This window comes from Cytobacillus sp. IB215665 (genome assembly GCF_033963835.1).
Classification (GTDB): Bacteria; Bacillota; Bacilli; order Bacillales; family SM2101; genus Nanhaiella.
In genome coordinates this window covers 89,239-112,433 of sequence record NZ_JAXBME010000010.1, presented here as the reverse complement: position 1 = coordinate 112,433, position 23,195 = coordinate 89,239, and the positions used below count along the sequence as shown (strand labels likewise).

The following is a 23,195-nucleotide window of genomic DNA, read 5'->3' as shown; positions in this document are numbered from 1 at the left end:
AAGGTGTTAACGTTAACATTTAATTGAAAAACTTTATAGACCCATAGCATGAATCCAAAAGTTTTTTTCAGTATCTAATAAGCATACTACTAATGATGTATCACTAATCTAACTGACTCTGGTTAATGCTGCTAACAGAATTTCGTTTAACTAATGACGGCTTCATCATCTGTTGAACGACTGCACCTTCTGGGTTCTCAATTCTTTCTAAGACCATTCTAGCTAGCTGTTTCCCAGCATCATAAACAGGTTGCTCAATCGTAGTTAGTGATGGATAAGATAATAAATCTATGCCTAACCCATCAAACCCTGAAATCGATATTTCTTCAGGAACTTTCCTTCTTAATGTCCTAGCTGCTCTCATCGCACCTAATGCGAGTACATCGCTTGAACAAAAGAGTGCGGTTACATTTTCTTTTGTTAGTAAATCAAGTGTTTTTTCATATCCGCAATTTTCTTCATTTGCTGTAAATCTCATAAATTTATTCTCGACTCTAATTTCATGATCATGGAGTGCTTCACAAAAACCGTGCAATCGATCAGTTGCAAAACGTTTGTTTTCATTAATACCAATGAAACCAATCCGTTGATGACCTTGCTTAATAATATGGTCAGTCATTAAATAAGACCCTTTTTTGTTGTCAACATCTAACCAATCAATATTTAGGTCGGTGTGTCCGAATAACACAATAGGTATATCCATTAAACTAGCCAGCCAATCGTCATCTGTCTTATCTAAACCCATTGCAATAATACCATCACATTTCAAAGGGATGTCACGATCTCTTCTCAAAAGGAATGAATAGTAAGATTTACTTAACTCCTCACTAATACCGGCAATCACATTCATTACGAATGGATTAGCAGCTTCAAGCCTAATTGGAATGTATACGTGAATCACCTTTGTTCGATTAGAAACAAGAGCCTTCGCAGCATGATTCGGTTTAAAGTCAAGTTCTTTCATATATTTCATTATTTTTTCTCTCGTCTCTAGCTTCACCTTCTCAGGTGTATTAATCACCCTTGAAACGGTTATTATCGAGACACCAGCGGCTTTCGCCACATCCTTCATTGTGGCCATGTTTTCCCCCTATGCGACTGTTAACGTTTACATTGATATTATACTCCCGACGATAATTAACGTCAATAAGTTTCACTTGTTTTTTTCATACAATTATATGAATTGAATTATCTTTTCACCTGATCGACATTTATATAACTATCATTTCCATTTTAACGTAACAACACTTGCAGGTGGAACTGTGTATTCTCCTATGTTTCCTCTCCAACGAATTGATATATTTTGATCGTTTTCTGAATTCTTATTTGCAATTGAAACTACGATTGATTGATCAGGATTCATAAAGGCAACTACATCTAATTGTGAATTATCATTTTTTGCGTCTATTCGAATAGGGTTTTCATCATTTATCGGATGAACAAATTTACTTACTTGCCCAAGCGCATAATATTCGACTTCTTTTCTAACTATATTCTCATCATTATCAACTGTATACACACCACGGCAATTACCACAGCCTCCTAAATGAGGCCCAGATTGCTCATCTAATGCTAGGTTCCATAATAATACCATACTTGAATTATGTAATGGAGTACCTAGAATGATATTTTCCATATTCCACAGAAGATTGTCTTTAAAATTCGTAGCCCAACCTCCACCTGTTATTTCTGTCATATATAGTTCAGCATTAGGAAATTGTTCACTTATTTTATCAAACGCTTTACCGAAATCCTTAATCCCATCAGCTTCGTAACCATGAAATGCTATGCCTGAAATATACTTTGAAGCATAATCATCTTCAAGGAGAACCGAACCATAATTAGCGATGTCTTCTTCAGCTCTAGTATTGTTATCTGTAAAATTGTGATCCCAGCCCATAATTTTTGTTTCAATCCCATTTGCTTCAAAGGCTGGACCTAAAAAATTCCCAACAAAATCAGCCTGTTCAAAATGCTCCATATACATAGTTGGGTAATCTCCATGCATAAAATGAGGTTCATTTTGAACAGAGACATAATCGATCGTAAGTCCCTCATTTTCATATGCCTTAATATATTTGACAAAATAATTTGCATAAACATCATTAAATTCTGTCAAATAAGCTCCACCTAATAACGAATGCGTTGTTTTCATCCAAGCAGGGGCACTCCATGGAACAGATACTATCTTTACATTAGGATTGATTTCTTTAATTTGTTTGAGAACTGGAATGATAAATTCTTTGTCTGGTTCAATTGAAAAATTTGTTAATTCATTGTCAGTTTCATATGAATCCTCTAGGTCATTATAAGTATAATGCTTTCTTTCTCCAAATACAGGTCCCACAAAATCACTTGAGCCCATAGGCACTCTGACAACTGAAAGTCCTATTCCATTTTCTGTTGAAAATAAACTTTCTAATATTTCATTACGCTCGGGGGAATTGACTATATTGTACGCTGAGCTATGTGATACAGCAGCACCGTATCCGTAAAATTCTTGATATTGATTTTTACCATCAACAAGAATTTCTGTGTAATCATCATCCTCCTTTGATAAACCTTTACCCCACACAAGGTCTTCTTGACGTTCTAATAGAATGCTTTCATCACCTTTTGTAACCCAAACTTCAGCAGGTTCCGCTTTTTTATTACTTAATATATTATTACCCGATACAATCACTACTCCTATACCAACAATAATACAAGTAAGTAGGATCGTTATAAACAAACCTCTCTTCTCCTCTAGCATCAATAACCCTCCCTCGATTCTTTTTATGATAACGTTATCATAATAAAATAAGTGTGTATGTAAAACACGATATTAAATTACATTAGAATTTTATAAAATGGATGTCACAACGTCAATACATATTTTTTCTTAATTCTTTTCTGACTATAGAATTCAATATTTCTAAGTTTCACTTTCATTTTTATAAATATACATACTGAGTTAAAAAAATCGGTACTACCAAAACTAATGGTAGACCGACTTTAATAATTAGGCTTGCAGCTTTGCTTTATCTTCGTCCACTAACGCTCTACGTAAGATTTTTCCAACTGCTGTTTTTGGAAGTTCATCACGGAAGTCATAAATTCTAGGAACTTTATAAGCTGCCAAGTGCTTTCTACAATAGGCATCCAGCTCTTCTTCTGTACAATGTTGACCCTCTTTAATTACTACATATGCTTTTACGGTTTCACCACGATAAGGATCTGGTATACCAGCTACAATCGCTTCTTGGATCTTTTCATTTTCATATAGAACCTCTTCTATTTCTCTAGGGTATATATTATAGCCGCCTGCAATGATCATGTCCTTTTTACGATCGACAATGAAGAAAAATCCATCTTCGTCCATATAGCCTAAGTCTCCAGTATATAACCAGCCATCTTTAAGAGTTGCTTCAGTTTCTTCTGGTCGATTCCAATACCCTTTCATGACTTGTGGTCCTTTAACTAAAATTTCACCAATTTCATTTACTTCAGCAGACTTGCCAGTTTCCATGGAAAGTATCATTGCATCAGTATCTGGCCAAGGCACACCAATACTCCCAACTTTCCTCTTATCCCATACCATGTTAGCAATAACAGCAGGTGATGTTTCAGTAAGTCCATACCCCTCTACTAGACGTCCTCCACTAATTTTTTCAAATTGTTCCTGAACCTCTACAGGTAAAGGTGCCGAACCACTTATACATGCTTCAATGGACGATAGGTCATACTCATTGATTTTTGGGTGGTTTAATAAAGCTATATAAATTGTTGGAGCACCTGGAAAGATTGTAGGCTTGTGTTTATCAATAGCTTTAAGTGTATCTTGAGCATCAAACTTTGGTAATAATATCATTTTAGCTGCATACATAATCGAATAATTCATAACCGTTGTCATTCCATAAACGTGAAAGAAGGGTAGTAAACCTAAAACGCTTTCATTTCCTTTTTTGGATTTATATATCCAGTAATTACACATTGTTGTTTCAGACACTAAGTTCATATGTGTTAGCATTACTCCTTTGGATAAACCGGTAGTTCCTCCTGTATATTGTAGTAATGCCAAGTCTTCGTAAGGGCTGAATTTAATATGGATTTCTTTTGGGTCATAATTTTTCAACACGTTCTTAAATAAATGTGTCTTACTATTTTCTTCAATTTTAACTACAATACCTGATTGCTTTTTTTGTATATAAGGAAAAATCATGTTTTTTGGAAATGGAAGATAATCTTTGATGGAAGTTACAATGACGTGGTCTATATTTGATTTCCCTTTTACGTTCATTACTTTTGGATATAATAAATCAAGACACAAAATGAACGTTGCACCTGAATCAATAAGCTGATGTTCTAGTTCTCTTTCCATATATAAAGGATTTGTTTGAACTACTACTCCCCCTGCAAGTAGTACTCCATAATATCCAATAACCGCTTGGGGACAGTTCGGAAGCATAATTGAAACTCGATCCCCTTTTTTTAACCCCTTGTCGACTAAAAAATTTGCAAATGATAATGACTGGTCATAGACTTGACGAAATGTCATTTCTTTCCCAAGAAAATGAAGCGCTTTCTTTTCTGGGTACTCTAATGCCGATTCCTTCAAATACTGGTGTAATGTTTTTTCCTCATATGCAATAGAAGTCGGAATTTCCTTCGGATAATGCTGAAACCAGACTTTTTCTTTTCCCATCTTTTTTCCCCTTTCGACATTACAAGACATATACACATTACTAGTATAAAACAAAATTGTTAGTTTTTTAATATATTTTTGAATTTTTTTAATATAATAGGTTTGACCCCCAGCACTTTATTACATTAACGTACTGGGGGTCAAACTCCTAATTAGCTTTTTTCTGTTTTTCTTTTTCTTCGTCAACTAAAGCACGACGCAGTATTTTTCCTACTGCTGTTTTCGGTAATTCCTCCCGGAACTCATAGATTTTCGGTACTTTATAAGCAGCCAAGTGCTTGCGGCAAAAAGCATCTAGTTCTTCTTCGGTACACTCTTCTCCCTCTTTAAGTACAATGTATGCTTTCACGGTTTCACCACGATAAGCGTCTGGAACTCCTGCGGCAACTGCCTCTAGTATTTTGCTATTTTCATATAGCACCTCTTCTATTTCACGAGGATAAATATTATAGCCACCAGCAATAATCATATCTTTTTTGCGGTCGACTATGTAGAAAAATCCTTCTTCATCGACATATCCTAAATCTCCTGTTAAAAACCATCCATCTTTGAAAGAAGCCTCATTTTCTTCCGGACGATTCCAATAACCTTGAGTAACTTGCGGTCCTTTAATAGCGATCTCACCAATTTCATTTACTTTTGCAGGTTCTCCTGTCTCCATAGAAAAGATGATGCCATCTGTATCAGGAAATGGGATACCAATACTTCCTAATTTGCGCTTTTCCCACACGGTATTTGCTAGAGCAACCGCTGATGTTTCAGTCAGTCCATAACCTTCAACAAGCCTTCCACCACTTACTTTTTCAAATTGTTCTTGTACTTCTAATGGCAGAGGTGCTGAACCCGATATACATGCTTGAATCGAAGTCAAATCATAATCCTTAATTTTTGGATGATTCAATAATGCAATAAATATTGTCGGTGCCCCTGGAAATACAGTTGGCTTATGTTTATCAATTGCTTTTAATGCATCACCAGCGTCGAATTTAGGTAACAAAATCATTTTTGCTCCATATAATGCTGAGAAATTTAAGACTGTGGATAAGCCATAAACATGAAAAAATGGTAAAATACCTAAAACTATATTTTCTTTATCATTATTTTTATATAACCAATGATGGCACATAGTTGTAACTGATGTTAAATTATTATGTGTGAGCATTACTCCTTTTGATAAACCAGTTGTACCACCCGTATATTGTAGTAAAGCGATTTCATCTGGAGATACTTCGATGCTCAACTCATTGGCTTCATAGTTCTTGAGAATACTCTTTAATTTATGGGTATTACTATCTTCTTCTATAGTAACTACAATTCCATGTTGTTTTTTCTGAATGTAAGGATAGATGAGGTTTTTCGGAAATGGCAGGTAATCTTTGATGGAAGTTACAATGATGTGTTCAATTTTTGTCTTACCTTTTACATTCATTACTTTGGGATATAGTAAGTCAAGGCATAAAATAAAAGTTGCACTAGAATCTACTAGCTGATGCTCTAGCTCTCTTTCCATATATAAAGGATTTGTTTGGACAACTACTCCACCTGCCAAAAATACTCCAAAATAACCAATAACAGATTGAGGACAATTAGGTAGCATTATGGAAGCTGTGTCACCCTTCTTAAAGCCCTTTTCTTTTAAGAAATTAGCAAACTTAAGCGCTTGTTCATACAGTTCAGCAAATGTCATTTCTTTCCCTAGAAAGTGAAGCGCTTTCTTTTCTGGCATTTTGTTAGCAGTTTCCTTCAAAAATTCCTGCATCGTTTTTTCTTCATATTTAAGTGATTTTGGTACTTCCTTAGGGTAATGCTCAGTCCAAATCTTTTCTACTTGTTCTATATTCTCCACATTTCATCCCCCTTTTTACCTATTTTCAATTAGGCTCTTATTTTAAGTATAAATGAAATTTGAAAGTTGTCTATTATATTTTGAATTTTTTAATTATTTAGTAATTAACATCCCCCCATCTCACTAATGCGTAACATCTTAGTGGGATGAGGGACTATCCCTTTAGAACCCGAGAGCTTTTATAATTTTTTGTCCAGGCATTCTATTCCTCCCTTTATACGGGAAGCTATGGATGTGTATAGCAGGATTAAAGTTCAATTCTATGATTGCATAGTTTTCTTCAATATTTTTTTTAGTTATATCAGGAATCACCATGTCTACACCACAAATAGTTGCGCCAGCTGCTTTAGCCGCCTTTATTGCAACCATTTTATACTCGACTGGAATCTCATCAGTGTAGTCAATACTGTCACCACCCGTGCTAATATTAGAATTTTCTCTTAAAAATATTCGTTCACCATGCTTAGGTATATACATAAAGTCTTTTCCTTGTTCTCGTAAAAACAACTTTTCAGGCTCCCCTAAATCTATTCTTTCCAATGGAGTCTTATATCCCTTTCCTCTCAAGGGGTCTTTGTTTTTTTCTACGACTAATTTCGTTATGTTACTATATCCATCTCCAATGACATTAGCAGGAACTCTATTAAGTATCCCAACAACATCATCACCGATAACAAGAAATCTATATTCTTTTCCATCAACAAATTCTTCAATAAGGATAGAAGCGTCATGTGTAAAAGCTATTTCTACTGCTTTTTCAAATAAGTGTTGCGAGAACCCGTTTTTTAAAATTGTAATTCCTATTCCAAAGTTTGTTGACTTTGGTTTAATAACTATATCCTGATTGCAAAACAAATGATAAGCGTTTTTTGCCTCATTTATATTATTATAGTATTCACCATTAGGAACCTTTATCCCCGCATGGTTTAGTACTTTCTTAGTTACTAGTTTGTTCTCCATAATTAAGACTGTGCTATATGAATCCAAAGACGTTTTGGTTGCTTGCTTCACATACTCTTGTTGAATTCCATTGTCCAATAATACAAAATTTTCCTGTCTGTCTAAAATCTCAAATTTCACGCCCGATTTAATCGCATTCATTAGTAGTATTTGTGTTGATAATTCAAGATCTTCATGGTGTAATAAGTTAAATTTCTTTTTTTTACTTTCCTTCAAATGAAGTTCTGCTAAATTTAAGTGATAATCAATATACGAGTCCTCCTTTACCCCCTTCGATATCACAGAAGAAATAGTTATTTCTGGATTATCAATCTTCTCTTTGGCACTTCTAATGATTTCTTTATACATATTTTCTTTTATTCCAAGTTGGCGGGCTAGATCTAACATCTTATCCAATATGTTATGTCCCCAATCATGCATACTTATTTTTTCGTGTTCATTTTTTAGCAACATTAACTGTGGCTTTCTACCTAAACTTGCAACGAGATTATGATTCTTTAACGCTATATTTTGATCAATGCTCTTCGTTTCCTTTTCATTGATAAAGAATGTGTACAGGATAAAAAGATGGAAAAATTCTAGTGTATTTAGATCTATTCCCACTTTTTGCAATGGGTTAAGATCTAAAATCCTAAATTCTACATAAGCAATGCCATCTTTACTTAATGAGCTTAAATAATTCTTTTTATCATGAGGTTTTAATTTAACTGGGCTGTAATATTCTTCAACTCCACTGATCTCTCCCGTTTTAATTAACGTGTTAAGATCACGTAAGTACTCTTCAACATTACGGTGAGAAATATGAAAGTTTGTTTTATTTCTATAACCACAAAGCCCATTTCTGAAAGAGCTTCCATATTCTAAGTTATTATGTGAACGATCATTACATGTCGAATCAAAACATTTTTCAGACACACTAGCCCCAAATAAATAGATAAGAAGCCATCTATATTTCAAGAAATTTCTACTGACTTTTAGATAAACCTCATTTTTAAACTCTTTAAATGAGGGCCCATTGCTTAATTGTTGATGTATCATTTGTAGAAAATGGTCTGTAAAAGAAAAGTTAAAATGGATACCAGAAATGAGCTGTTTTTTCTTCCCATATTTTTCAGCCAACTTCATTCTATACTCTTCAGCTCGGTGACCTTTTGCAGATGAATCATATCGAGCTATAGGAATCGATTCTTCATTAGGTAATAGAGGAGGAGCGCTTTGAGGCCATAAATATTCATCCTCAAGCTCAAGTGAGACGATATGGTTAATATTTTCAAGAAAGTTATAGCTTTCTTGTAATGTGTTACATGTAGGTGTAATCATTTCTATTTGACTTTCAGAAAAATCAGTTGTGATAAAAGGGTTTTGAAGCTTGTTTCCAAATCCTACTGGATGAGGTGATAAAGCTAATTTACCTGTACGATCGACTCTGACATTTTCCTTTTCTAATCCAAAATTCCCTTCAAATACTTCTTTTTCAAGCCCTAATGTTTTTATTGTATTTAACAAGTTTATTGTTTCCAACATCCTCATACTCCTTCTGATGTTTATTTCATCTAAATATGTTGCTCTTTTTGTAAGACTGTTTTCGCATTGATTGTTGTTTTTCGTACTAAAAAATAAATACGAAGAAGCGAAGCGTTCGTTGCATCTTATTAGGATAATTGCATAAATTAGTTTTTGTTTCCTAAATAAACGCAATCACAACAAAGTTTACGAAAATAGTCTTTTATAAACAATGTTACTATTGTTACCAAATAATAACTGTCAATAGATGTTTTATGTGGTGACATCATTGTAACGAAGAAAAATGCCACGTGAAGCTTATTTATAGTAAAAAACAATCCATGTACAGCAGCTTTAATACAAATTATTGTACATTAATCAAAAATATTTGATGATTATCTCAAAACTTAAAGTTCCCGGAAGTTTAGTACACTTATTTATCAAAGTCGATTATGATCATTAAAAACGTCTGTTAGATGTATAAATGAAAGCTTAATGCCGAGGATTCAAGTTCAAAATTCGTAACCACTTCATATGTATGAACAACATTACTAGACATTGCACTCTTTAATTAGTATTAATCAAATATTTTTGATATATGTACTCATCTTATTATGATAACCTCTAATAGTCAACTATAATTCAACTTAAATTATCAGATGTACTTTAACACACTACCGTACTGGTGTTCTGACGTTGATACATATTTCAAATTGTAGGGCATACAATCTAGTGTTATCTATCTATTGGCTGTTTTCGAATGAATTGTTTTCTCCCACCTAGCAAGCATTTCATTCTACCTTTCTACGTATAATACTCTCTGTAGCCTGACCTAGTATTTTACTTTTTATAAATGTACCATTTATCGAAAGGAGCCTAACTATCTTAAAAGGGGGATAATTTCCTTATGAGTAGATTACCTGAACCATACAAAATAAAAATGATAGAGCCAATTCGGTTGATTTCTAGAGAAGAAAGAAAACAAAAGTTAATAGAAGCCGGTTACAATCCTTTTTTATTAAAAAGTGAAGATGTATATATAGACCTGTTGACAGATAGTGGAACAGGTGCTATGAGTGACAGACAATGGTCTGGACTCATGCTTGGGGATGAATCATATGCTGGAAGTCGTAGCTTCTATTACTTAAAGGAAACAGTCCAACAATTGACAGATTATCAATATGTCATCCCCACTCATCAAGGTCGTGGTTCAGAGCAAGTTCTATTCTCACAATTAATTAAGCAAGGTCAAGCTGTGTTAGGAAATATGCATTTTGATACAACAAAAGCACATATAGAGTTGAATGGTGGAACCCCAGTGAACCTCGTTATTTCTCAAGCATACGATACATCAAATCAGCATCCTTTTAAGGGGAATTTTGATACAAATAAATTAGAATCTTATATACAACAGCACGGTGAGGAAAATATTGCTTTTATTAATGTGACGATTACGTGTAATAGTGCTGGGGGACAACCTGTTTCTATGGAAAACATAAAGGCTGTTTCCAAAATCGCCAATAAATATCACATACCTGTCATTTTCGATGCAGCCCGCTTTGCAGAGAATGCATATTTTATCAAAATGAGAGAAGATGGCTATAAAGACAAAGATATACGTACCATTGTAAGAGAAATGTTTGCCTACGGAGACGGTTTAACGATGAGTGGCAAAAAGGACGGACTTGTAAATATTGGTGGACTCATTGTAATTAAGGAAGATGAGAAATTATTTCAACAGTGTACTTCAACAATTGTACCATTAGAAGGTTTTCCGACGTATGGAGGGTTAACTGGTAGAGATATGCAAGCTCTTGCTGTTGGATTAAATGAAGTTGTTGAAATTGATTATTTACACCATCGCATAAGCCAAGTACAGTTATTAGGAAAACTATTAGTAAATTATGATATCCCCATTCAAGAGCCTATCGGAGGCCATGCCGTTTTTGTTGATGCAAAAAAGCTGTTACCACACATTGAACCTAGCGAATTCCCAGCTCATGCGTTGGCATGTGAATTATACATTGAAAGTGGTATTAGAGGTGTTGAAATCGGTTCTCTTTTATTTGGAAGAGATAATAAATCTGGAAAAGACGGATTGTCAAAGTTAGAATTACTTAGATTAACTATACCGAGAAGAGTATATACTGACAATCACATTCAATATGTTGCAGAATCGTTAGGAAAATTAGCTCGTAAGCGTTCACAAATTACTGGAGTTAATTTTACTTATGAACCAACTATACTTCGTCACTTTACAGCTCGCTTTAAACCTATCTAGCCACAAAATACACAATAATCGCCTTTTTCTATGAATGATCCATTTCATTAGAAAAAGGTTTTTTCATGGGCTGTTTTCGAATTAATTGTTCCTTTCCGTAACAATATCTAAATACAAATATAACTAACATTCTTGGCATCTCTCTCTTTTATAAAGAATATAAAAATCATATAATAGACTTCAGTATCTCAAATGTCAGTGAGAAAAGCAGCAGAGTTTTCGAAAAGAGCTTTTTCATTTATCCCCTCCTTTCAACAAAGGCAGAGCACCCTCTCTTCACGCACACAACTAATGAAAGTTGACCTGCTTAAGCACAGCTAACATTATTTTTCATCTAAGCATGAAAACTGTTCCTGTTGTTAACCACCCTGTACAGTATTTATAATAACAATTCACTGTTTTCATATTAAGTTGACCCTATTTCCCAAAGGAGGATGAAAAGTCCCAGTTACACTCATTGTGTAAGTGACTACCCTTAGTAAGAAAACATCAAATAATCATAGAGTTTTAACATTAAATGGTTACTGATTAAAATAGTTTAAATTGTTAGAAAAGTAGAAATATTTAAAATAGTTATAAAAACCTAAGGATTTATGAGCAATCTTTGCTATTTATTCATAAAATGAGGAAATTGTAGTGTTGACTCTCAACCGTTAGAATGATAAATTTTAAGAAAATTACAAAATAAAGTAAATCCAAGGATACCTTCATGTGAATGAGATCTCTTTATTTATGCTGGATGAATGATTGTATTCCTTCAACGCATTGTGAATAAATATTATTTCAGTGAAATAAGCTTCTCTGTAACGAAATACAAGCTTGTAATGACTTTACGTCGTATTACAATTAAAGTACAGAGAATTATGATGAAATATCAGAGTTTGAAGAAATAAGTACAAATTTAAAGAATTAAGTTTAACTTAACAAATATAGAACGAACATCATTCTTGTTCTATATATGAAATAAGTATGCGAACAAAAGAATCTAGTGAACTTGGTCACAAGTAACGTAGATCATGTCGACAATCTTTCCGTGGGGATTTTGAAGCAATCAACGGATATTTAATCTTTTGAAAATGCTGACCCATTGATTGTTGTGTTACGTATTAAGAAATTAACACGGATACGACTCTAGTTTCGTTGCATCTTTTGTTATGTAAAACGGTGGCAATTGTATAAAGCTTTGTTTTTTTTGTGGAATTTTTGCGTTATTAACTTGTCTTTGATAAAGCATCAAATAAATATGTTATAAATCCATTTCTTTTGTTATTTTCTCATAAAGTTTGTATTTCGAATAGCTAAACAAAATTATAGCCCTTATCCAACGTATTTAAATAATTAGTAACAAAGTATACGAAAAGAGACTCATTATTTTACTCTTAACGAATGGAGATGTTATGTATGCTTTTTAATGACAAACCTTGTGGAAATTATACGATTGATCGAATCGAAGGTGCGATCGCTGTCCTATTGTATAGGGAAGATACTTCTAAAGAAATAAATTTACCGTGTACGATGTTACCTGTTGATGCAGTGGAAGGAAGCTTGTTGGAATTATCTCTTGATAACCAAGATCATGTGCAAATTAAATTATTTCTCGAAGAGACAGAAAATGCAAGAAAGAGTGTAGAAGCATTACTACAGAAGTTAAGAGGTTGAATAAAAGCAAGCTAGCATCGTAAAGAATTTCATGCTAGCTTCAAGAAATACATGGAAAAACCCAATATATTTTTCTTATTTTTTAAACTATCTCCAAATTGCCTTCAGATTTTTTATATGTTACAAATAAACATTGATACGTAGCTCTTACTCCATGCTCATCTCGATAATTATTATCATATTGTTTAATTACTTCTTTAAAAAACGATGGTTTCTGACAAGATTTTCCTACATTACTATTATTAGCTCCTATTTTCTTTATTGCAGTAAAAAATTCATGTACTGTCTGAAAGTATTCTATTTGAATGTCTTGTTCGACCTGAAAATTTTCACTAGGTATCTTATGTTTAGTACTAAATGCTCCCTTACTCACGTTTGATAGCTCTACCATCGAGAAAAATGATTGCCCTGGTGCAGTTTCCATTCGAAGATTCAATTTCTGTTTTGCGTTCTCGTAACTTGAATGAAGCTCTCTGAAAGTAAGATTTCCAAAGGTGGAAAATGTGATTACTCCTCCTTTATTTAATGCTTTTCTTAGCTTTGTTAGCACAAGTGGCAAATTATTTAACCATTGGAAGGTTGCATTCGAAATAATTATATCGTAACCTTCTTGAAGCTCTATGTCTTCGATATCTTCGCATAGAAATGTGACGTCCTTGCCATTCAATCGCTTTCTCGCTATGTCAATCATTCCTGGAGCTAGGTCTACAGCTGTAATTTGTGCATGAGGAAAATTGGTAAATATTAAATTTGTTAAATAGCCAGTTCCGCAACCAATTTCTAAAATATTTAAACTATCCCCATGTGTAAATGATGAAAGCTTATTAATTAATTTTTGCGCCATCTTTTTCTGTACGATTGCGTAATTATCATAGGTTTCTGCTCGTTGACTAAAGCGCTTTTTTAATAGCTTCTTATCAATCATCGTCTTTCCCTTTCTTCTATAAATTCCTTAATTAAATGTGCACATGTTTCTATATTGGTAAAAAATGGCATATGGCCAGAATGATGAAGAATGTGTAGAGTTGAGTTTGCTAACTTTGTGTGAATATACTCGGAAGCTTCGACTGGGCATATATTATCTTCCACCCCATGAATTAATAAACTCGGGACATCAATGCTTGCTAATTCTCCCCGAACATCTTGCTCAATGAGGTAATCTAAACCTTTTATGAGAGAATTTAAGTCGTTATCAAGACCACCCGCTGTACACAATCGTAAAAATTTATCATAATCTCCCATTTCATGCTCATGAACAGAAAACATTGAGTGATAAAACGTCTGTAATGTTCTGCCTTTATCTCTTCTCAGTTGCTTCTTCATACGTTCTACAATTCGTGGATTCCATCCCAAGAGATAATTGTCCATAATCGTAAAACGACTCGTTCCTCCTACTAAAATTAAACCATCAATATTTTTATGTTTAGTAGCAATATTTATTGCAGCTATTGAACCCATTGACCATCCAAGAAGATAAACCTCTTTAGTTTTATCATTTTTTAAAGAGTCCACTCTTTCTTCCAGGCTTGCTCCAGAGATGATATCTTGCCAGTCAATAAAATTGAAATGAAACAATGGCTCTAGATGATTAGTCAACGAAAAAAATACTTCTTTTTCCATCCCCCAACCTGGTAACAAAACAATATGTTTTTTCGACATATTAAATCACCCCTAGACTTTTCCCAACATAAATTATCCTATCCAAAGCCCAATTAATATCTTCTCGTGCTTGAGCTGAAGTAATTGTAAAACGGACTCTCGACTCCTTCTCAGGAACTGTAGGGGGTCGAACCGGGATTGCAGCAATACCTTCTTGTTGAAGTAACTTAGCAAATTGTATTGACCGGTCATTTTCTCCTACAAGTATCGGTACAATCTGTGTTTCACTACTACATATATTAAATCCATTTCGTAATAATTCGCTACGAAAATAATAAGTTAGGTCATGTAACGACTGTCGCTCCTTACCTGCTTGTTGAACAATTTCAATTGACTTAATTATCGAGCCTAGGACAGCAGGTGGTAATGCAGTTGTATAAATCAAACTACGCATTCGGTTAATTAAATAGTCAATTAACCACTTTTCACCAACAACATATGCACCATATGAACCTAGTGCCTTGCTAAAAGTACCCATTTGGATATCCACCTTACTTTGCAGGTGCTCCATTTCTGCATAACCTGTGCCATTTTCCCCATAAACACCTGTTGCATGCGCTTCATCAACCATTAACAATGCATTATAGCGTTCTTTTAATTCGACAAGTCCTTTGAGGTCTGCAATATCTCCATCCATACTAAACACCGTATCTGTAACTATTAATTTTCTTTTCTCTATTGGTTCCCTCTGTAATAAAGCTTCTAAGTGATTTAAGTTTTTATGTCGATAACGTCTATGCTTTGCTCGACTTAAAACAATTCCATCGACTATACTGGCATGGTTTAATTTATCACTAAACACTACATCATCTCGACCGGTTAAGGCTGAAATAACCCCGACATTTGCTACATATCCACTATTAACAATTATTCCCGCTTCTGCGTGTTTCCATTTTATGAGTTCTTTTTCGGCCTTATCGTAAAGGGGGTGACTTCCAACAATTAATCGTGACGATGTAGATCCTACACCATAGTGTTGAATAGCTTCAATCATAGCATGTTTTAAACGTTCGTCTCCTGCCAACCCTAGATAGTTATTTGAGGCAAGGTTTAACATTCTTTGCCCTTCTATCGTTAACCATGTTTGATCAGCATTTTCTGTCAATACGAGAGACCTTCTCGCGGATTGGTTTTCTAATGCTAATAATTCATCTGTAATGTCTTTTTCCCATCTACTTACGTGTTCGATCGTTATTCTACCTCCTACACCATATACGTAAAGAGGCTAACTCTGAACGTCTGAGCTCGCCTCTTTTTTCTAGTATTTTATATGACTACTAAAGGGAACCTTCCTCAATTTCAAAGCCTAGGTCTTCGATCATTTGATGATCAATTGTTGCTGACTGCCCTTCTGTCGTTAGATAATCACCTACAAAGATTGAATTCGCTGCATACAATCCCATTACTTGAAGAGAACGTAAATTAATTTCTCTTCCACCTGACATTCTTATTTCTTTTGACGGATTTATCAAACGGAACAAGGCAAGAACTTTTAAGCAAAAGCGTGGATTTAGTTCATCCATTTTTTCTAGCGGCGTTCCTTCAATAGCATTTAAGAAATTTACTGGTATTGAATCAGCATCAATATTACGAAGCTCAACAGCTATGTCATATAAATCATCATGTGATTCTCCCATACCAATAATACAACCAGAACATGGCGAAATGCCGGCTCTTTTGACATTTTCCACGGTCTCAACTCGATCATCATATGAATGAGTCGTTGTTATTTTTTCATGATGTCCAGCACTAGTATTCAAATTATGGTTGTATCGATCTACTCCTGCTTCCTTTAATTGGTCCACTTTATCATTAGAAACAATACCTAAGCAGGCACATATCTTTAATGGCATATCTTCCTTAATTTCCTTTACCGCAGCAACTACTTGTTCTACTTCTTTATCTGTTGCACCACGTCCGCTTGCGACGATACAATATGTTCCTGCTTTCCTTGCCATAGCTTCACGAGCTCCACTTAAAAGCGTATCCTTATCAAGAAGTGTATATTTTTCGACTGGTGCATTAGAAACAATAGATTGAGAGCAATAACCACAATCTTCTGGGCATAACCCACTTTTAGCATTAATAATCATATTTAACTTCACTTTATTACCGTAAAAGTGCTTTCTAACTTTGTATGCTGACTGTAAAATAGGTAATAGTTCTTCATCTGGAGCTGACAGTACACTTAGTGCCTCATCTCTTGTAATTAACTCCCCTGCTAACGATTTTTCTGCTAACTTATCCCACTGTGAAACATGAATTAGATTTTCCATATAATGTCCTCCTATTTACCCTTATCTTTTATCGTAATTAATATTGTTATAGGCTTTTTTACATGTATTGCTATTAAGACTAATTTAGGAAATTAAATTTATGCAATTGACTTTATTTAAAATGAGAAAAGATATATAACTTTTTCTACAAACGGACAATCGAATGAATTTACTTACGGTTTTATTATTTTGAACTAATTACGAATTTATTGCCTTTAATAAACTAGTAATCTTTATTTTTTCATTTACCATGTCCACGACTTGTTCTCGAGTGGCCCTCTCCATCCAAGGCATAACTCCTAGTACAGGAACATCAGTAAACTCTTCAATTAAAGCTGGGTTCGTTTCTTCAGCAAGCCCGTATTCGTCTTCTTTCAAACCATTTATAATTACACCTAAAACATGAAGCCCAGATCTTTTGGCAAATTCAATTGTTAGTAACGTATGGTTAACAGTACCTAGGTTTGGTCGTGCGACGATTAATAATGGCAGACCAATCTCTTTTGCAACATCAGACACTAGATAGTTTTTGCCAAGAGGAACTGCCAAACCACCAGCACCTTCTATTAAAAAAGTACTATGTGTTTTTTTTACGCGATGCCATGATGCAATTACATCATCTAGCGATACATGTCTTCCTTCTCTCCTTGCAGCAACATATGGTGCAAGTGGTTCTTCGAATTGATATGGATTAATATCTTCTAATGAATTGCCATCAAGTGACATCTGCTTTAAACATGCTGCGTCACTTTGTGGATCTTCACGACTCATTCCACTAAGCATTGGTTTAAACACACCGACGTCATGACCTCTATCTTTTAATACAGCTGCTAAAGCCCCCGTAACGAAAGTTTTTCCTATTTCTGTATCTGTTCCCGTTACAAAAATACCGCTACTCATTATATTAAGACCCCTCAGTTATTGTATAAATTGCTTCTTTCATAATTGACATCATCGCTTGAAGATCGTCATTAGTACTCGCCAATGGTGGCATAAACACGATAACATCTCCTAGTGGTCTCGTAAGCATTCCTAGTTCCCTCATTTTCAATGTTACGTTGTAGCCAATACGCTTTTCCCACTGAAACGGCTCTTTTGTTTGTTTGTCTTTTACAAGTTCTATTCCTGTCATCAAGCCCACTTGCCTAATATCTCCAACATGTTTTAACTCATGAAATTCTTCAAATATTTGATGGACATCTGCTGACTTCTTTTTAACATTGCCAACTATATTTTCATGCTCAAATAACTTAAGGTTAGCTAAAGCTACAGCACATCCTAATTGATTTCCTGTATAAGAATGACCATGAAAGAATGCTTTCATTTTCGTATAATCATCATAGAAAGCCTCATAAATTTTCTCGCTCGTCATCGTAATTGCAATTGGAAGATATCCCCCTGTCAGCCCTTTACCAGCTGTCATAATATCTGGTACGACCCCTTCATGATTACAAGCAAACATCTCCCCAGTTCTACCGAAGCCAGTGGCAACTTCATCAGTAATGAGGAGTACATCATATGATTTACAAAGCCTTTCGACTCCTGATAAGAAACCCTTTGGCATGTTAATCATGCCTCCGGCACCTTGCATCATTGGTTCTAATATTAAGGCAGCAATCTCGTTATGACGCTCTTCAAGTAGTAATTGCAATTTGTTTAAGCATTCGTCACGACAAACATCAGCATTACCAGATGGGTGTCGATATATGTATGGATACGGTGTTTTATAGCTGTCAAACATTAATGGTTTATACACTTTATGAAATATATCTATGTCGCCAACACTTACAGCACCAACAGTATCACCATGATATCCGTTGTTCATTGTAATAAACTTTTGCTTTGATGTTTTACCAATGTTTCTCCAATATTGGAAAGCCATTTTTAGCGCAATTTCAACTGATGTTGCACCACTATCTGAATAAAATACTCTATCAAGTCCAGTAGGTGTTAGGTTAACGAGCTGTTCAGCAAGCTCCGTTGCTGGTACATTTGTCATTCCTAGTAAGGTTGAATGTGCTATTTTGTCAAGCTGCGAACGAACCGCATCATCTAGCTCTTTTTTTCTATGTCCATGAACGTTTAACCATACAGAAGAAAAGCCATCATAATAGACCTTTCCTTCAGTATCTTTTAATGTAACCCCCTCTCCACTTTCAATAATGAGAGGATCCCTTTCATAGTCTTTCATTTGTGTAAAAGGTAGCCACAAATGCTTTTTACTTTTTTCAATTAATTGCTCATGATCATTCATTAACAATACCCACCCCTTTTGTTAACCAAAATTAAAAATTAGTTAACATATAGCTATTTTAATCTAACCATGTCGCTATTAATCTGTCAAGATTACTTACAATATTATGTAGGCAACGTACATTTATAGCCTAAGATTATTTCAACTGAACAACCTAAGAATCTAAGTAAACATTAACCAGCTGACATTCTATTGCTTTGTGGCTAATGTTAATATTTGTGATATAGTAGAACATTTTTGGTATGACGCAATTCAAAGTTGAATTAATTTCTTATGGAGATTAAAACAATTATTGCTCAAAAAAGTATTGTTGTTAGTAGCAAAACGAAGAGAATTGCAAGAGGATGGATATTAATGTTAGTATCGTAGTCATCTGCATGGCTTCATCTATATTAATGAAGGACAAAGGGATAAAAGACATAATGATGATCCAAAAATGACCATTTTTAGAATGAGAAATGTAGTTTAACGAGTTATACATAGCTACAAGTAGGAAAAGTAGAATTACACCTCCCATTGTGGTTGAATGATGAAATGGTCGTAACTGATTTTCTAAGACATTTTCTTTTTCATTACGACTTTGTGAAAGATATAAAAAATCACCTCAAAGCGTACACCAAATTTTAGACGTGGAATTCTTGAAAGTAATATAATAATTTATCTCCATTTAGATAAAAGTATGTATTGAATCGAGCTAAAAAATATTCAAACCGTTTCATTAATTATGATACATATTGCATGAAATTGATATAAACACCCTAGGACAGAGATACATACTAATAAAAATGCTTGGCATATAATATAACATCTCCTTTCATTTTAAGACCTTCCTTAATTTTTCATCATTTTTTTCTGGGGAGGTCTTTTTATTTGTTCATCAAATTAATTTAGGAATTTCTTTTTGATTTCTGGCGTAGGTAACATACATTCTGTTCTACGCCCAAACCATTTAAAGCGGTTTTTTGCTACCCAATCGTATATATAATCACGAATTGGGACAGGTATGATCATACACAGATAGAACACCTTCCATAAACCTGACAAATATTTAGACACTTGAAGTGCTGCGGTTGACTTTATATAATATTTATTCCCATCTATAAAAACGAAGCTATCAACATTCGTTGGAATTTGATATGTGACTAACAATTCCTTTGCAGCTTCTGACTGCATAGCTGTAAAACGCAATGCATCTCTCTTATCTCTCTTTAATAAAAACTGGACAGCTCCGTTACATAAATTGCAAACCCCATCAAAAACAATAATCGGAGTGGTGTTGTCTTTATTCATCATTCATCTCCACCTTGTTGTTTATTATGTTGAACTTATTCGACTTTAGATTAAATAACGGTACCATTATCAAATGGTAAGTTCTAGTTAGCACATAAAATTTAATACTAATGCCAAGAGTATTGATCTTTTTCAGTCAATTCCTGAAACAGATTGTTTTCACTATGGTTGTTATGTATTTCGTATGAAGATATACACAATAATAGAACTAGCTCATAGTGGCGTTTTTTCACATGAAATTGTTCAACCTTTTATTAAGTACTTTTCGTAAACTTTGTTGGTATTTTCAAAATAGGCATTATGATAAGTTTTAATAGAGCTCCATAATTGTAAGAGAAGACCTGATATCACGAACGCTAGTTGTTTACGTGCTGATGTTAGAACGTATTCAACAATCAATACGAAAACCACCTTAAAATAACTACTATCGCAAAAAAGGATTAATGTCTACAATACATACTTTATACATTAAATGTAATATATGTCCATACACTAAATACTACTTCTACAACTTAGACTGATGCTTGTGGAAGATTTATTAAAATTTGGAGGGAAAATTGTGACGAAGAATACGGTAAGCTTGATCGTTACTATTGTTGTTGTAATTATCATTGTTATTTTACTTCGATAATGCTTAAACATAATGTATTATCATTCGATTTATATACGTAATTAATAACACCTATAATATATATACTCATAAAACGTAAAAAAGGGTATTCCTTATGTCGATTATGAACGACTAGGATACCCCTTTTCATTTATATACTTGTCAATAATCTTCTGTACTGAAAATCATCTTCGTAATAGTTTCTTTGGCTATCTTTTACTTAATTCAGAAATGGTGTTTTGGGCATCGACATATTCTTTGTACATATTGTTTACAATTGTATCTACTGATTCAACAGCTTTAATTGACCCTACACCATGACCTGACGACCAAATATCCTTCCATGCTTTTTTATCAGATTGTGGGTTATTAAAGTCAACACTTGCTTTTGCTGTTAGTTTTTCCGGATCGAGACCTGCTAATTTAATGCTAGGTGTAAGCATATTTGCAGGGATACCTGTAAAAGCATCAGTACAAATTATATCCTCACACGAAGAGGAGACTAACATGTCCTTATAATCTTCTGTCGCCATGCTTTCGCTAGCAGAAATAAACCTTGTCCCCATATAAGCGAGGTCAGCCCCAAGAGCCTGTGATGCTAAAATTGCCCGTCCATTTGAGATTGATCCTGCTAGTACTAAAATACCATCAAAAAATTCACGAACCGCTTGAACAAAAGCGAATCCAGAAATTGCCCCAGTATGTCCTCCAGCACCAGAGCTTACAAGTACAAGTCCATCTACATTAAGAGAAGCTGCTTTCTTAGCATGTTTTATAGAATTAACATCCGCAAAAACTTTACCTCCATATGAATGTACAACTTCAATTACTGCAGCTGGATTACCAAGCGCCGTAATAACTATTTGTGGTTTATATGTTTTAATTAATTGTAATTCTTGATGCAACCGTTCGTATGTCGAATGGACAACTAAATTCGCTGCCCAAGGCGCAACTTTTTTATTAGGATTTGCAGTCTTATAGTCACTTAACTCTTTTGTAATGGTAGCCATCCATTTCTCTAATATGTCAATTGTACGAGCATTAGGTGCTGGAAATGATCCAATTATTCCTGCTTTACACTGTGCTAAAACTAGCTCAGGTCCAGAAACTAAAAACATTGGTGCACCAATTACAGGTAGTGTTAGTTGTGAGCTAATTTCGTTAGGTAATTTCATTTCAATCACTCCTTAATCATTTACTTACTTGTAAGTAAATATTGTTATTATTCAGAAGATTAACATAATAATTATTATTGTGCAATTATTGGTGCTTCATATTGAAGAATCATACAAAATTTTTACTAGCTACAATTAATACTAGATCATTGAGATATTCGAATGGTAATTAGGTCGAAATTGTGCTAAATCGGACAAATTCCATGAAATTTTCTGTCCTATTTTTATTAATCTCATGTACAATAGGAATAAAAGTATTTTTCAATAGAATTTGTGTAAATGGGTTGTGTATAATCTAGCCTACTTCGTTAATTACCCTTTTAAAGTTATTAATTTTACAGTTCTTCACGTAAACACCGTAGAAGAGAAATTATAAAGAAGGATGAGAAATTTGAAAAGAGGATCAAAAGACGTAACTCCTGAAAAAATTATAGATGTAGCAAAAGAATTATTCTTTAGAAATGGATATAAAACAACTAGTTTAAAAGAAGTAGCTGATGCTCTCAATGTGACTCGACCAGCAATTTATCATTATTTTAAAAGTAAAGATGAAATTATTTTTTCAATTATTGATAAAGTTACTTGGAAAATTACTGATTTTGCAAAAATCACTTTAGCAAGAGAAGATATCAAGGATCATGAAAAATTTCATTTGCTCGTGAAACAGCATATTTTATTAATCTTGGAAAACAAAATGGACATTGGCTTGTTTTTTGATGAAAAAAAGAATTTATCAAATGATTTAATTAATAACTCATTACAGCATATCCGTTTGTATTATAAACATGCTACTGAACTATATAAAAAGGCTGTAGCATCAGGTGATTTCGTAGATATTCCACCGTCTATCGCAGTGCAAACGATTTTCGGATCATGTAATTGGGCTTATCAATGGTACGATGCTAACGGTCACCTTTCAAAAGAAGAAATTGCAGAAATGATGTCTTCATTGCTATTAAACGGTTATAGAAGTAAATAAAAATATGAAGGAGGCGGAC

General features: G+C 34.0%; 16 protein-coding genes. 3 read left to right on the top strand and 13 right to left on the bottom strand.

Annotated elements, in window-relative coordinates; all coding sequences use genetic code 11:
• Window positions 1-103: 103 nt before the first annotated feature.
• From SLH52_RS13225 to gshAB, 5 genes are all read right to left on the bottom strand, one after another.
• Entirely contained in the window at window positions 104-1,081 is a 978-nt protein-coding gene (locus SLH52_RS13225) for a LacI family DNA-binding transcriptional regulator (RefSeq protein ID WP_320209748.1), read from the bottom strand.
• Between the two features lie 141 nt (window positions 1,082-1,222).
• A complete protein-coding gene (locus SLH52_RS13220; RefSeq protein WP_320209747.1) occupies window positions 1,223-2,752 on the bottom strand; it encodes a glycoside hydrolase family 30 protein in 1,530 nt (509 codons plus the stop codon).
• 249 nt (window positions 2,753-3,001) lie between these two features.
• Window positions 3,002-4,684, bottom strand: coding sequence for an AMP-binding protein (locus tag SLH52_RS13215; RefSeq protein WP_320209746.1), 1,683 nt, complete (start codon window positions 4,682-4,684; stop codon window positions 3,002-3,004).
• 148 nt (window positions 4,685-4,832) lie between these two features.
• Window positions 4,833-6,521 (bottom strand): AMP-binding protein, encoded by a 1,689-nt coding sequence (locus SLH52_RS13210; protein ID WP_320209816.1) that lies wholly within the window; start codon window positions 6,519-6,521, stop codon window positions 4,833-4,835.
• Window positions 6,522-6,692: 171 nt separating this feature from the next.
• Window positions 6,693-9,014, bottom strand: a complete 2,322-nt coding sequence (gshAB, locus tag SLH52_RS13205; protein ID WP_320209745.1) for a bifunctional glutamate--cysteine ligase GshA/glutathione synthetase GshB — start codon at window positions 9,012-9,014, stop codon at window positions 6,693-6,695.
• Between the two features lie 886 nt (window positions 9,015-9,900).
• On the opposite strand from gshAB, the gene SLH52_RS13200 reads away from it, so the two are divergent.
• Window positions 9,901-11,274: a tryptophanase gene (locus SLH52_RS13200; protein ID WP_320209744.1), complete on the top strand. Its 1,374-nt coding sequence runs from the start codon at window positions 9,901-9,903 to the stop codon at window positions 11,272-11,274.
• 1,401 nt (window positions 11,275-12,675) lie between these two features.
• Window positions 12,676-12,933, top strand: coding sequence for a DUF3006 domain-containing protein (locus SLH52_RS13195; protein ID WP_320209743.1), 258 nt, complete (start codon window positions 12,676-12,678; stop codon window positions 12,931-12,933).
• Between the two features lie 82 nt (window positions 12,934-13,015).
• Here SLH52_RS13195 and bioC read toward each other — a convergent pair whose 3' ends face one another.
• The 8 genes from bioC to SLH52_RS13155 all read right to left on the bottom strand — a co-directional run bounded on the left by bioC (window position 13,016) and on the right by SLH52_RS13155 (window position 22,197).
• The gene (gene bioC, locus SLH52_RS13190; protein WP_320209742.1) at window positions 13,016-13,858 is read right to left on the bottom strand and encodes a malonyl-ACP O-methyltransferase BioC; all 843 of its coding nucleotides are present in this window, start codon (window positions 13,856-13,858) and stop codon (window positions 13,016-13,018) included.
• A complete protein-coding gene (locus tag SLH52_RS13185) occupies window positions 13,855-14,592 on the bottom strand; it encodes an alpha/beta hydrolase (protein WP_320209741.1) in 738 nt (245 codons plus the stop codon). The genes bioC and SLH52_RS13185 overlap by 4 nt, the downstream gene beginning before the upstream one ends.
• 1 nt (window position 14,593) lies before the next feature.
• Window positions 14,594-15,781 carry an 8-amino-7-oxononanoate synthase gene (bioF, locus tag SLH52_RS13180; protein WP_413785530.1) on the bottom strand — a complete coding sequence of 396 codons (1,188 nt, stop codon included), beginning with the start codon at window positions 15,779-15,781 and terminating at the stop codon, window positions 14,594-14,596.
• Between the two features lie 88 nt (window positions 15,782-15,869).
• Entirely contained in the window at window positions 15,870-16,868 is a 999-nt protein-coding gene (gene bioB, locus SLH52_RS13175; protein WP_320209740.1) for a biotin synthase BioB, read from the bottom strand.
• A 198-nt stretch (window positions 16,869-17,066) separates the two neighbouring features.
• The gene (gene bioD, locus SLH52_RS13170; RefSeq protein WP_320209739.1) at window positions 17,067-17,768 is read right to left on the bottom strand and encodes a dethiobiotin synthase; all 702 of its coding nucleotides are present in this window, start codon (window positions 17,766-17,768) and stop codon (window positions 17,067-17,069) included.
• A 4-nt stretch (window positions 17,769-17,772) separates the two neighbouring features.
• Window positions 17,773-19,122: an adenosylmethionine--8-amino-7-oxononanoate transaminase gene (gene bioA, locus SLH52_RS13165; RefSeq protein ID WP_320209738.1), complete on the bottom strand. Its 1,350-nt coding sequence runs from the start codon at window positions 19,120-19,122 to the stop codon at window positions 17,773-17,775.
• A gap of 882 nt (window positions 19,123-20,004) precedes the next feature.
• On the bottom strand, window positions 20,005-20,415 hold the full coding sequence (locus SLH52_RS13160; protein ID WP_320209737.1) for a thiol-disulfide oxidoreductase DCC family protein: 411 nt from the start codon (window positions 20,413-20,415) through the stop codon (window positions 20,005-20,007).
• 816 nt (window positions 20,416-21,231) lie between these two features.
• Window positions 21,232-22,197, bottom strand: coding sequence for a nitronate monooxygenase (locus SLH52_RS13155; RefSeq protein ID WP_320209736.1), 966 nt, complete (start codon window positions 22,195-22,197; stop codon window positions 21,232-21,234).
• 391 nt (window positions 22,198-22,588) lie between these two features.
• Between SLH52_RS13155 and SLH52_RS13150 the strand changes: the two genes are divergently transcribed.
• A complete protein-coding gene (locus tag SLH52_RS13150; RefSeq protein WP_320209735.1) occupies window positions 22,589-23,176 on the top strand; it encodes a TetR/AcrR family transcriptional regulator in 588 nt (195 codons plus the stop codon).
• The last annotated feature ends 19 nt before the right edge of the window (window positions 23,177-23,195 follow it).